This window comes from Chryseobacterium sp. CH25, assembly GCF_004119455.1.
GTDB lineage: Bacteria > Bacteroidota > Bacteroidia > Flavobacteriales > Weeksellaceae > Chryseobacterium.
The window spans coordinates 441,085-454,965 of the sequence record NZ_NRQT01000002.1; the positions used below are offsets into that span (position 1 = coordinate 441,085).

The 13,881-nt window shown below is 36.2% G+C and carries 9 protein-coding genes and 1 pseudogene; 4 read left to right on the forward strand and 6 right to left on the reverse strand.

The annotated features are described in order from the left end of the window. Positions 1 to 2: 2 nt before the first annotated feature. A complete protein-coding gene (locus BOQ64_RS07395; protein ID WP_262708740.1) occupies positions 3 to 848 on the reverse strand; it encodes a YicC family protein in 846 nt (281 codons plus the stop codon). Positions 849 to 955: 107 nt separating this feature from the next. Here BOQ64_RS07395 and miaA point away from each other — a divergent pair, with 107 nt between their 5' ends. Next, entirely contained in the window at positions 956 to 1,870 is a 915-nt protein-coding gene (gene miaA / locus BOQ64_RS07400) for a tRNA (adenosine(37)-N6)-dimethylallyltransferase MiaA (protein ID WP_129054628.1), read from the forward strand. Between the two features lie 220 nt (positions 1,871 to 2,090). Here the strand turns inward: miaA and BOQ64_RS07405 are convergent, their stop codons facing one another. The 4 genes from BOQ64_RS07405 to BOQ64_RS07420 all read right to left on the reverse strand — a co-directional run bounded on the left by BOQ64_RS07405 (position 2,091) and on the right by BOQ64_RS07420 (position 9,065). Next, positions 2,091 to 3,503, reverse strand: coding sequence for an efflux transporter outer membrane subunit (locus BOQ64_RS07405; protein WP_129054630.1), 1,413 nt, complete (start codon positions 3,501 to 3,503; stop codon positions 2,091 to 2,093). A gap of 212 nt (positions 3,504 to 3,715) precedes the next feature. Beyond that, a complete protein-coding gene (locus tag BOQ64_RS07410; protein WP_129054632.1) occupies positions 3,716 to 6,901 on the reverse strand; it encodes an efflux RND transporter permease subunit in 3,186 nt (1,061 codons plus the stop codon). A gap of 37 nt (positions 6,902 to 6,938) precedes the next feature. Then, complete coding sequence (locus BOQ64_RS07415) at positions 6,939 to 8,099, reverse strand: efflux RND transporter periplasmic adaptor subunit (RefSeq protein ID WP_129054634.1); 1,161 nt, start codon at positions 8,097 to 8,099, stop codon at positions 6,939 to 6,941. Between the two features lie 369 nt (positions 8,100 to 8,468). Then, on the reverse strand, positions 8,469 to 9,065 hold the full coding sequence (locus BOQ64_RS07420) for a TetR/AcrR family transcriptional regulator (protein ID WP_129054636.1): 597 nt from the start codon (positions 9,063 to 9,065) through the stop codon (positions 8,469 to 8,471). A 292-nt stretch (positions 9,066 to 9,357) separates the two neighbouring features. On the opposite strand from BOQ64_RS07420, the gene BOQ64_RS07425 reads away from it, so the two are divergent. Beyond that, positions 9,358 to 9,912 (forward strand): thioredoxin family protein, encoded by a 555-nt coding sequence (locus tag BOQ64_RS07425; protein ID WP_129055869.1) that lies wholly within the window; start codon positions 9,358 to 9,360, stop codon positions 9,910 to 9,912. Between the two features lie 260 nt (positions 9,913 to 10,172). On the opposite strand, the gene BOQ64_RS07430 is transcribed toward BOQ64_RS07425, so the two are convergent. Further along, on the reverse strand, positions 10,173 to 11,036 hold the full coding sequence (locus BOQ64_RS07430; protein ID WP_129054638.1) for an AraC family transcriptional regulator: 864 nt from the start codon (positions 11,034 to 11,036) through the stop codon (positions 10,173 to 10,175). A 123-nt stretch (positions 11,037 to 11,159) separates the two neighbouring features. Here BOQ64_RS07430 and BOQ64_RS07435 point away from each other — a divergent pair, with 123 nt between their 5' ends. Then, entirely contained in the window at positions 11,160 to 12,389 is a 1,230-nt protein-coding gene (locus BOQ64_RS07435; protein WP_129054640.1) for an MFS transporter, read from the forward strand. A gap of 86 nt (positions 12,390 to 12,475) precedes the next feature. Further along, positions 12,476 to 13,872: pseudogene (locus BOQ64_RS07440) on the forward strand (trehalase family glycosidase). Positions 13,873 to 13,881: the final 9 nt, after the last annotated feature.

A 13,881-nucleotide genomic window follows, 5' to 3' on the forward strand; every position in this document is an offset into this window, starting at 1 on the left:
TACTACAACACGTTTAACGTTTGCTCTTTAATTTTTTCCAGATCATCCTTCATCTTCACTACAAGTTTCTGAATTTCGGCATGATTGGCTTTAGAACCTAATGTATTGATCTCTCTTCCGATTTCCTGAGAAATAAAGCCCAGTTTTTTACCATTGAAAGACTCATTATCCATTACTTCTTTGTAATATTTCAAATGTTGGGCAAGTCTTACCTTTTCTTCTGAAATATCCAGTTTTTCTGTGAAGTAGGCCATTTCCTGATAGAAACGGGTTTCATCCACATTTTCGAATTCTTTCAGAGTCTTTTGGTAACGTTCTTTTACACTCACGATTCTTTCTTCTTCAAAAGGAATCACTTCACCCAGATACTTATCAATATTTTGAATATTTCTGTTAAGCTCTTCGTGTAAATTGCTGCCTTCAGTGGTTCTGAACTCTTCAAAACGATCTACAGCCGCATTAACAATTTTTGCTAATGCTTCCCATTCGCCTTCTGTAAGTTCATCAGGTCTTGAAGTGATGGCATCAGGAAGTCTTACGGCCATTTTCAGGTATTCGAAATCAGGACCGTCTGATGCAATATTTTTAAGTTCCTTGATATAGGAATCAATTAAACCTTTATTGATTTTTACATCATTAGATTCTTCAAGGTTTTCAATATTGACGTAGCAGTCAACTTTTCCACGGATAATTCTATCGTTAAGAATTTTTCTGATCTCAAATTCTTTTTCTTTATAACGTAAAGGAATTTTGATATTTAAATCAAAGCTCTTGCTGTTCAGTGATTTAATATCTATTGTTATTTTTTTTCCTTCAAAAACATCTTCGGCTCTACCGAAGCCAGTCATTGATAAAATCATAGTTTTTTATTGTTCTACAAAGATAAACATTTAAATTAGCACAGTGAAATCTGTAAAAGATTCTATTTTATGGATAAAATAATGAATGTGCACCGATGAAAAATCTGATTTCTGTAGTAGGACCCACCGGAATAGGGAAGACAAAACTGGCAATTGATCTGGCAAAACACTTCAATACGGAAATTGTTTCCTGTGATTCCCGACAGTTTTTTAAAGAAATGAAAATCGGAACAGCAGCACCGTCTGAAGAAGAGCTGGCTGAAGCACCACATCATTTTATCGGAAATCTTTCTGTAGAAGAATATTATTCTATCGGGCAATACGAAGAAGATGCTCTGAAAAAACTCAATGAACTTTTCCAAAATCATGACACTGTCATTCTTGTTGGTGGAAGTATGATGTATGAAAAAGCAGTGATTGAAGGATTGAATGATCTACCTGAAGCTAATGCTGAAAATCAGGAAAAGCTTCAGAAAATAATGGAAGAGGAAGGAGTAGAAAAACTTCAGGAAATTTTAAAGGAATTAGATCCTGAATATTTTGAAGTAGTGGATATTCACAATCACAGAAGACTGTTGCGTGCCATTGATGTGATCTGGCAAACGGATAAAAAATATTCTGAGCAGATTGCAGTTTCCCAGGATTCCAGAGATTTTAATGTGATCAGAATCGGAATTGAAGCTCCAAGAGAAGAGTTATATGACAGAATCAATCGCAGGGTTGATATTATGATGGAGAAAGGACTTTTGGATGAGGTGAAAGGATTGGAGAAATTCAAAGGTTTGACTGCATTGAATACGGTTGGTTATGCTGAATTATTCAAATATTTTGATGGAGAATGGGATTTGGATTTTGCTGTGTCTGAAATTAAAAAGAACAGTAGAAGATATGCAAAACGCCAGCTGACGTGGTATAGAAAGGCGGATGATATTCATTATTTACAGTTGGGATATTCTCAACAGGATTATGAAGATTTGATTCTTTGGATTACTGATCAGTTCCAAAAATAATTTTTTGAATAGGATTCTCCTAGCATCAATTTTTCCGTTATTAAAATAAAATATAAGTTGAGATTCCTACGGAATGACAAAGGCTATGCGTATTTTTTGTCATTCTGACGAAGGAAGAATCTCATGTATTGTTTTATAAATTTTTAACTTCCATAGCCTGTAATATAAACAAAAATGCGGCTCATAAAGAACCGCATCCCAAACAATATAATTTAATTTACTACTTCCAACCGCCGCCTAGCGCTCTGTATAGATCTACAATGCTGCTTAATCTCTGTCTTTTAATGGAAGCAAGATTCAACTCGGCCTGAAGCGAATTTCCCTGTGCGGTAATCACTTCAAGATAATTGGCTGAACCTCCTCTGTAAAGAAGTTGTGCACTTTTAATTCCATCCTTCAATGTAGTAGTTTGCTCAGTGGCTTTCTGTTCCTGAACTTTCAGATTCTCATTAGAAACCAACGCATCGGAAACTTCACCAACAGCATTTAATACAGATTGACGGAATGCCAATACATTTTTCTCTCTTTGAATTTTTGCCACTTCAAAATCAGTCTTCAATTGTCTTTTCTGGAAAATAGGCTGAGTAATTCCCCCTAAAACAGATCCGAATAAAGATGCCGGAATTTGAAACCAGTTATCAAATTTGAATGAATTCACTCCACCATTGGCTGTAATCTTTAATGCAGGATACATATTGGCCTGGGCAATTCCTACCATAGCATTGGATTCCAGTAAAACCAATTCCTGCTGACGTACATCCGGTCTGCGGCTTACCATAGCTGCCGGAAGACCTGCCATGATATTCTGTGGTAGAGAAGTATCAGACATTTCAAGCGTTCTGTTCACTTTATTAGGCGTTTCTCCAACCAGAATACTCAATGCATTTTCCTGAATGGCAATATTTTGTTCTAATTGAGAGATCAAAAGTTCAGTAGCCTGTTTCTGAGCATTAGCTTGCTGAACACCCAATGAAGTTGTGTCTCCACTTTCCCACATTTTTTGTGTAATCATTAGGGTGTTGCTGCTCAATTCCAGATTAGATTTTGCAATAGCTAATTGTTTGTCAAGCATCAAAAGATTGTAATATCCCTGTGCAATAGCTGCTACCACCTGAGTCTGAATGGCTTTAGAACCTTCATAAGTCTGCAGATACTGCATTCTTGAAACTTCCTGCTGGTTTTTGATCTTCCCCCAGATATCAGCTTCCCATGATAAATTAAAAGCTGCATTATAATCTTCAACATGACTTGATCCTAAAAATAAATTTAGACTCTGCCCATTCATGCTGTTTTTAGATGGTTTTGAAATTTGCGCAGATACACCAAATCCAACATCCGGGTATTGCATATATTTTGCCTGTTTCAGTTTCTCCTGTGAAGAAGCAACCTGTTTTAAAGCAATCTGAAGGTCATAATTATTTTTAATTCCTTTTTCAATCAATCCCTGTAGAATAGGATCGCTGAAAAACTGTTTCCATTCCAGGTTGGCAATGCTTGCTGTATCAGCAGTGGCGGTGTACTGGAATTTTTCCGGAAGCGGAAGGTCCGGCTCCGTGTATGCCAGTTTTGACACACACGAAACAGATCCTAAAGCTATGGCGAATGTTAATATAATATTTTTTAGTCTTTTCATAGTTTTTGTTTAATAGACTTTGATGATGTACAACTTTGATGTTTATTATTTCCCACAGATTACGCAGATTTACACAGATGTTTGTGGATAGGAAAATCAGAGATTTTCAAAAACTTATGTGTACTTCTTATTCAGAATGCTTTTAACTTTAAAATTACTTAAGTGTTATTCTAAAAATCTTTTGTGGTGTATAAACCTCTCTTTTGTATCATTTAATTAATCGTTGAAGCTAAAAGTTCTTCTTCCATTTTCTTTTTCAGAAGTCTTTTCTTCTTTTTGCTTGGCATTTTTTCATGCAGATACTGGAAAACGACATACATTACCGGAATAATGAAAATCCCAAATACCACTCCTGTAAGCATTCCTCCCACAGTACTATAACCAATTGAGTGATTTCCTTTTGCAGAAGCTCCCTGTGTCCAAACTAATGGAAGCATCCCTACAATAAAAGCAAAAGAGGTCATCAGGATTGGTCTTAAACGTAATCTTGAAGCCTGAAGAGCAGATTCAATTAATGATCTTCCTGCTTTTCTTCGCTGTACGGCAAATTCTACGATCAGGATAGCATTCTTAGCTAATAATCCGACCAGCATGATTAATCCAACCTGTACATAAATGTTGTTATCAATTCCAGCTAGCCCGGTGAAGGCAAATACTCCGAATATTCCGGTTGGAATGGTTAAGATAATAGCAAATGGAAGAATATAACTTTCATACTGAGCTGACAATAAGAAGTAAACGAATAGAATACTTAAAAGGAAGATGAAAGTGGTTTGTCCACCTGTTTTGATCTCCTCACGAGTAATTCCTGTCCATTCATAACCATAGCCTCTTGGAAGTGATTGTTTAGCAACTTCTTCAACAGCTTTGATGGCATCTCCGGTACTGTATCCAGGTTTTGGAGTACCATTAATGGTTACCGCGTTGAATAGGTTATTTCTTGTTACAGTTTCCGGACCGAAGGTTCTTTTTAAAGTTACCAATGTCTTCGCAGGAACCATTTCTCCTGATTTGTTTTTTACATAAATTCCCTCTAAAGAATTAATATCCGTACGATAAGGAACATCTGCCTGAGCCATTACTCTGTAGTATTTTCCGAATCTGTTGAAGTCGGAAACAAAGCTACTTCCATAATAAATCTGCATCGTCTGCATTAATTCCGTTACAGAAACTCCCAGCTGATTGGCTTTATCTGTATCCACATTAATAGTGTATTGTGGATTTCCTGCAGCATAGGTTGTAAATGCAAAAGCAATTTCCGGACGTTTCATCAGTTCACCAATAAACTGCTGAGTAGTTGTTCCCAATTGTTCAAAAGAACCGTTGGTTTTATCCTGAAGCATAAATTCAAAACCGGAAACGTTACCAAATCCCTGAATAGTAGGGAAGTTAAAGAAAAATGCATTGGCATCTTTTACCTGGCTTACTTTACCTGTTAACGCAGCAGCAATCTGATCCGGATCTTTCATGTCTCCACGCTTATCATAATCTTTAAGCTTGATGAAACCTGCAGAATAAGGAGAAGCATTAGCATTACTGATAAAGTTCATTCCATCAGCTACCCAAAGGTGATTGGTTGCTTTTTCTCCGTTGATGATTTTGTCAATCTGTGCCGTAGCATTATGCGTTCTTTCCAGTGAACTTCCAGGAGGGGTATTCACGGCATATAATACGAATCCTTGGTCTTCCGTTGGAATAAACCCGGATGGTGCTTTTTTAATCATGAAAATACTGGCTGCCGTAATCACAACAAGACCTCCGATGGCTACCCATTTATTTTTGATTAAAAACTTAAGGCTGTAAATATATTTCTTGGTCATGTTATTGAAGCTTGCATTAAATGCATTGAAAAATCTAGCTCCAAAACCTTTTTTGTGACCATGTTCACCGTGTTCTCCCTGAGGATCATTTAGGAACAAGGCACATAATGCAGGACTTAATGTTAATGCATTCACTGCTGAAATCATAATCGCAATGGCTAGTGTAAATGCAAACTGTCTGTAGAAAACTCCCGCAGGCCCTTGCATAAATCCAACCGGAATAAATACCGCACACATCACCAGGGTAATGGAGATAATCGCTCCTGAGATCTCACTCATAGAGTTCATTGTTGCGTGTTCTACAGGCATTCCTGTCTGTTCCATTTTAGAATGGACGGCTTCCACTACTACAATGGCATCATCCACTACAATACCAATGGCCAGTACCAATGCAAATAAAGTAAGCATGTTAATACTGAATCCAAATAGCTGCAAGAAGAAGAAAGTACCAATAATTGCTACAGGCACTGCAATAGCCGGAATTAAAGTAGATCTGAAATCCTGAAGGAAAATATATACTACAATAAATACCAATATGAATGCAATCACCAATGTTTCCACTACCTGATGGATAGAAGCATCAAGGAAATCTTTAGAATTATACATGATAATCGGCTTCACTCCTTTAGGCAGGGTAGTACTGAACTGGTCTACCTGTTTTTCAATCTCAGTTAAGATCTCATTAGCATTAGAACCAGCTGTCTGTAAAATGGCAAATCCGGCAACCGGTTTTCCGTCTACTCTGTTTGTTGCTGTATAGGTATAAGACCCAAATTCTACTCTTGCAACATCTTTTAATCTTAGGAATGAACCATCACTATTTGCTTTGATGGCAATGCTTTCGTAATCTTCCCCTTTGTTCAGTTTCCCTTTATATTTAAGGATATATTCGTAAGTTTCTTTACTTCCTTGCCCAAGACGTCCCGGAGCAGCTTCAAGGTTGTGGTCTTTAATGGCATTCAAAACTTCCTGTGGAGAAAGGTTATTGGCAGCCAGTCTATCCGGTTTTAACCAGATTCTCATAGAATAATCTCTAGTTCCGAAAACCTGAGCCTGAGCAACTCCCGGAATACGCTGGATTTGAGGAATTACATTAATTTTAAGGTAATTCTGTAAGAAAAGTTCATCATATTGCTTTGGATCATCACTGGATAATCCCATGAACATAATCATACTGTTCTGTACCTTTTGTGTAGAAATTCCTGCCTGTACTACTTCCTGAGGAAGTTGGCTCATTGCTTTTGATACACGGTTTTGTACGTTTACGGCAGCATTATCCGGATCAGACCCTTGTTTGAAGAAAACGCTTAGGGTCATGGTACCGTCATTACTGGAGTTGGATGTCATGTAAGTCATGTTTTCTACTCCGTTCACTGCTTCCTCAATAGGTGTTGCCACAGAACGTGCTACAACTTCAGCATTTGCTCCCGGATAGAAAGCCGTTACCTGAACACTTGGCGGAGCAATATCCGGAAAGAGGGCAATGGGCAAATTAAAGAGAGACAGAGCTCCCAATAATAAGAGTATTATGGAGATGACCGTTGAAAGTACCGGTCTTTCTATAAATTGTTTTAACATAAGAAGTTTATTTTTTTAAGTCTTCCATTTCAGAGGTTTACAGAGGTTTTGCTCTTAATAAACTGTCTGAGGAAATCGCTTTAGGTCTGATAGAAGCTCCATCTTTTAAGTTTCCAATTCCTGTGTAGACAATTTTTTCACCAGGTGAAAGTCCTTCAGAAATGAAGTAATAGCTGTCTGTTTTTCCAGAAATTTTGATCGGTTTTCCGGTTACCTTTTTATCCTTATCCATTACATAGACATAGGTTTTATCCTGAATTTCGAAAGTAGATTCCTGTGGAATAACCACTGCATTGGATATCAGCTGTGGCATACGTACTCTTCCTGTATTTCCGGTTCTCAAAGATCCGCTGGCATTAGGGAAAACGGCACGTACACTGATAGCTCCGGTAGTTTTATCAAACTGTCCATCTACAATGCTTAGTCTTCCTTTTTCAGGATAAGTACTGTTGTCAGCAATAATAAGGTCTACCATTGGCATATTTTTCAATTTTTCCTCTAAAGTAGCTCCCGGATATTTATTTTGGAAAGCAATGAAATCAAGTTCACTTAAAGAGAAATACGCATAAATTTCACTGATGTCTGATAATAAAGTCAATGGATTAGGATCTGTTCTTGAGATCAGACTTCCTTTTTTAAATGGAATTCGTCCTATATATCCGCTTACCGGTGCTGTAATGGTTGTAAATCCTACATTGATTCTGGCGCTTCCTACAGATGCTCTGGCTTGTGATGCGGCTGCAACAGCTGCTTCATAGTTGGCTTTTGCTGTTTTAAGCTGTACATCAGAAACTACTTTTGCAGCTACCAAAGGCTGAAGTCTGTCAACTTCCACTTTTGCTTTCTGTATATTGGCATTGGCAGCCTGAAGATTGGCCTGAGCCATATTCATTTGTTCGCCATAACTTCTTGAGTCTATTTTAAATAAAGGCTGTCCGGCTCTTACATAAGCGCCTTCCTCTACATAAATTCTATCAAGATATCCATCAACCTGAGATCTGATTTCCACATTGTTTTTCCCTTCCAAAGCAGTTGGGAATTCCTGATATGTGGTAGCAGGAGAGGTGATAACGGTATAAACCGGAAGTTCAGGAGCTGGTGGTGCATTATTAGATCCTTCTGCAGCCTTGGTGCAGCTCTGTAAAAGAATTATACTTGAAATAAGTACAATAAACCTTGTTTTTCCAGGTATGTTCATTGTTAATTTAATTTTTTAATGAAGTGTGAGATTGAAGTAATGTTTCTTTTTAATAAATGCTGTTTTTTTTCCTAACAGTGTTAATAGTTAGTTCAAAAAAATTACAGAATTTTTAATGTCCGATCAGATCGATTGTTTCCATAATTGAAATTTTTTTAATGTAGTTAAGTATATGAAGATGTGAGGTGTAAATAATGTTAATTTTGCTAACGGTGTTAATTTTAAAAGAAAAAATAAGTACCTTTAACCAATCAATGAAGTAGAGTTTTGCATAAATAGTTTTTGTTTTTAATCAGGAATCAACAGTTGAATGATATTAATTCAGTGTTAAATTTCCTAACGGTGTTAATTTTAGTTCAAAAAAATATATTATAAAGACTTAATAAAAGATGAAACGGTTTCATCCAAAGTCGATTTATTCATTGTAGACGGAATATCTCCTGTACGCATCATCATGATCGAAATCATTCCATGGACTGCTGAAAATAAGGCATGAGACATATGACATGCATTGTCTGTATTAGACCCGTTTTTCTCAATAATGTTGTAAGTACACTCGTAAATCAGCTCCTGAAATGAGGAGAACTCCTTTTTCATCTGCCCCTTTCCACAACATTGCATTCCCAGACCAAACATTAGTTGGTAATATTCCTTATTATTAAAAGCAAAGCTCCAATAAGCGTCTACAACAGCAACAAGTTGCTCTTCAGGAGTATCAAACTGTTGTTGTGCCTTTAATAATTCTATATGTAGTTTGTGGAAACCATCTATTGAAATTTCAAATAGAATAGCGTCCTTATTTTCGAAATAATCATACACCACCGGTGCGCTGTATTCAATAGCGTCTGCTATTTTACGCATGGAAAGTGATGCCCAGCCTTCAGATTTAGCCAAAGTGAATGCCGCCTGCAAAATACTTGCACGGATGGATTCTTTTTCTCTTTGACGACGTTCATGTAGGCCCATGATATTCTTTTCTTAACAGTGTTAGCAAAACTACAAACTTTTGAAGATATCTTCCAAACGTTATTTTAATTTTTATGGAAAAAAGAAGCTTAGTGATGTTGGCTGAAAGGTGGAAAAATGAGTGTAGGAAAGGGCTGAAGTATATAATTAAAAAATTATTGTAAAAATGAATAAAGTATATAGCCTTACTCGATAAATATATTGGGAAGAATAACTTCCTCTTTCCAGCTTCGCTCTTCCTTACCATATAACCAAAGAAATTTCTATCTTTGTGAAACTAAAGAAAAAGGATATGAATACTCCCTCCAATATGTTGGCATTAGGTACAAAAGCTCCGTTTTTTGAGCTTCCAAACCCGTCAAAAACGAATGAACTTCAGTCTTTAGAAGAGCTGAAAGGAGAAAAAGGAACACTGGTAATCTTCATGTGCAACCACTGTCCGTTTGTTCTTCATGTTATTGATAAGATCAATGAATTATATGAAGACTATAATGAAAAAGGAATTGAATTCATCGCAATCAATGCTAATGATATTGAAAAATATCCGGATGACTCTCCTGAAAAAATGATCGAATTCCAGATTGAAAGAAGATTTGATTTCCCTTATTTATTTGATGAGAGCCAAGCGATTGCAAAAGCTTATGATGCAGCTTGTACTCCTGATTTCTATTTCTTTGATGACAAATTGGATCTTGTTTACAGAGGTCAGATGGATGATTCAAGACCAGGAAATAATAAAGATGTTACTGGAGAAGATTTAATTATTGCTTTTGAAAATCTTTTAGCTGGGGAACCACAGGAAGAAATTCAGAGACCAAGTATGGGATGTAATATTAAATGGAAATAAGATTCCGGTTACCGGTTCTTATTTATTATAATATATGGCTGTTCTTTTTAGGACAGCTTTTTTATTTCCCGCAGATTCCATAGATTATTTTTAGGTATTCCTTTGCAAACTTAGGAGATTACAAAGATTTTTTGATGCTGTATAATTCTATTATGATTTATAGCGCAAACATCTGTGTCATCTGAGCAATCTGTGGGAATCTAAACAGAGTATATAAAATAGTTGTCAAAATCTTTACACTGAACTAATCCACTGCATCTCTAAACACTCACTTTATTATGCGCATAATCCTTAATAAATTCTGAAGGTGTTTTCCCTGTATATTTCTTAAACATCCTGTTGAAATAAGTCACATTATTAAATCCGCAGCTATAACTACATTCTGAAATAGATTTATCCTGAGCCATCAGTAAACAAGCTTTGTTGATCCGATACCGGTTCACAAATTCTGTAAAGGTAATCTGCGTTGCTTTTTTAAAGAAATTACAAAAGGCAGGCAAGGTGAGATTGGCCAGCTTTGCAACATCTTCAATATTAATTTCTTTATCATAATGATGTTCTACATACGTGAAAATGTTTTCAAGACGGGTTTTGTTTTTTGAGATAATGGTGTAGGGCATGATTTCTTTGTTCAACAGGTCATAGTCTTTACATTTTGACAGTTCAAAAAGAATTTCCAGCAGCAATAAATATCTTTTATAACCTTCCGATTCCAGCATGAGTCTTAATTTCGGAAGCAGGGCTTTTTTTACTTTATGATGAAAATGAATCCCATATTTTGAAAGTTCTAATAAGTTTTTGATGGATCTGGCTTCCACTTCCTGTTGTGGAAACTGAAGAATTTCTTCCTTAAACTGAAGGACAATTTCTTCATGCGGATCAATAGAGTTCAATCCAAATCCTGAATGTGGAATATTGGAACCTATTAAAACCAGATCACCATGAGTATAATTACTTTTATGATAACCAACGTGCCGGGTTCCGCTCCCGGAAATAACACATACCAATTCAATTTCGGGATGATAATGATATTCCCATTTGAATTCTGAAATAGGGGAGTTATTGTGAATTATGCGAAATGAGCTTTTCTCGTTGGGAATTACTCTTTCAAAAGTAACTTTCATTTAATTAATCATATTTAATCACTAAAAATACTAATTATATTAATATTGTTCAAATATTGATTTATTGTGTTAAATTATTGTGAACAGAAATGCTTCTATCTTAGCCGCAAAGAAATAACCTGAATGAAAAACTTCAACATCAAGGCGGTTCTGTTTTTGAACTATTTTGTTTTCGCAATTCTTCTGAATTCTGTGGGAACTGTTATTTTGCAGGTACAGCAGAACTTTGGAATTTCGAAATCATCTGCCAGCGTATTGGAAGGATTTAAAGATCTTCCGATTGCTATCTGTTCATTCATTCTTGCTTCATTTCTTCCTAAGATCGGAATTAAAAAATCAATGCTGACTGCGTTGTTTTTGGTGAGTGGAATGTGTTTCGTAATGCCATTTACCAATGATTTTTGGGTCTTTAAATTATTATTTGCCATTGTAGGAGTTTCTTTTGCATTAATTAAAATTTCTGTTTTCACTTCCATTGGTTTGGTGACGGAAACGGATAAAGAACATTCAAGCTTCATGGGATTTCTGGAAGGTTTTTTTATGATCGGTGTATTGGCAGGAAACCTTTTGTTCAGTTTATATATTGACGATCACAATCCGAAATCTACCCATTGGCTGAATGTATATTGGGTTCTGGGAGCTCTTTCTTCATTGTCTTTTCTGTTCTTATTCTTTTCAAAATTAAATGAAAAAGAAGCAAAAAATGAGAAGACCGATTGGCTTGGGGATCTTAAAAACAGTGCAAGTTTATTCAGTTATAAAAAAGTATTGTGCTTTTTATTATGTGCATTCCTTTTTGTATTGGTGGAACAGAGTTTTCAGACATGGACTCCCACATTTTATAAAGAAATTTTAAAAGTTCCTACTTCCATGAGTATTCAGGCAGGAGCCGTTTTGGCAGGAGCTTTTGCATTGGGAAGATTTCTATCTGGATTTTTTTCCAGAAAGATCAGCTGGATTTATGTGGTATCATTCTGTGTTATTGGTTTTGCGGTAAGTTTACTTCTGGTACTTCCATTAACTCATAATATTCATATTGATACCGGTACAAACTGGCTGAATGCTCCACTTGTAGTGTATTTATTTCCATTAATGGGCGGGTTGTTAGCTCCGATTTATCCAAGTATCAACTCGGTAATTCTGGCTTCTATTCCTAAATATTTACACAGTGCAATGTCTGGATTGATTGTTGTTTTTTCTGCAATTGGAGGAACAATAGGCTCAATCATTACAGGTTTTGTATTTCAGGAATTCAGTGGGCAACAGGCATTTTATCTGTCGCTGATTCCGCTTTCGCTGTTAATCACTTCAGCCATTTTTATGAATAAATTAAAAATTAACCCTAAAAAATAATCATGAGTAATCAGCTTTATATCAAAGAAATTCAGGTCCTTTTCGATGCAGTACAGAAATCAGAAATTTTTGAAGATCAGAAAATGATGACCGATGCGGTTCCTTTATTTCTGATTTCTGAGATCAATGCAAAATATGAGTTGGAGAAAGATTCTACAGGCTTCGATTTGAAAAGTTTTGTGATGGCTCACTTTGATTTTTTAGGGGCTAAAGTTTCTGTTCAGAGAGAAGATCATCTTCCGATTGAGGAACATATTGAAAAACTTTGGGATGAATTGACCCGTACTGCCCATGAAGAAAAAGGAACACTTTTAAAATTACCAAAACCTTATATTGTTCCGGGTGGTCGCTTCAATGAATTTTTTTATTGGGATAGTTATTTTATTATGCTTGGGCTACAGGTTTCCGGTAGGGTGGAAATGATGGAGAATATTGTGGAAAACTGTGCTTATCTGATTCAGAATGTTGGATTTGTTCCGAATGCGAGCAGAACTCATTTTTTAAGCCGCTCACAGCCACCGTATTTTTCATTGATGCTGGAACTTCTAGCGGAGACAACGAATGATGAAACTATTTATTCAAAATATCATGATACGCTAGAGAAAGAATATAATTTCTGGATGGATGGTAATGAGGAAGTAGAAAACGGCTCAGGTTTAAAAAGGGTAGTGAAAACTCAGGATGGAGATCTCCTGAACAGATATTACGATGCAGAAAATGAACCTCGTCCTGAAAGCTACCTTATTGATATCGAAGATAAAGAAAATGCTCCAGGAGAGGAGTTTTACAGAAATATAAGAAGCGCCTGTGAATCCGGCTGGGATTTTTCCAGCAGATGGTTTGCAGACGGAGAACATATTCAGACGATTGAAACCCTGAACCTTGCTGAGGTAGATTTAAACTGTCTTTTATGGCATTTGGAAATTACATTGGCAAAATCTTCGGAACTTCAGAATCTGAAAGACAAAGAAAATTATTTTAGTGAAAGAGCAGCAAAGCGAAGACATATGATTCATAAATACTTCTGGGATGAAAAGACGAAGATTTACAGAGACTATCATATTAAAAAAACACAAAAACACCGTCTGAACATATTGCTGCTCTTTACCCTTTATTCTTAGGAATTGCAGATCAGGCTCAGGCTCAGGCAGTAGCTGAAACCATTTCTGAAAAGTTTTTATATCCGGGAGGATTGGTTACGACTACCAAAAAATCCGGACAACAATGGGATTTACCCAATGCCTGGGCACCTTACCAATGGTTAGGCTTTAAGGCAATGAAAAATTATGGCTTTAATGAATTAGCCGAAAAAATTAAATATAACTGGTGTTTCAATGTAGAAAGGGTCTACAGGAATACTGGAAAACTGATGGAAAAATACAATGCATTAGATACGGAAACAATAGCAGGAGGCGGGGAATATCCCAATCAGGATGGATTCGGTTGGACGAATGGTGTGTATTTAAAACTACAACAAAACTGAAACTAACAA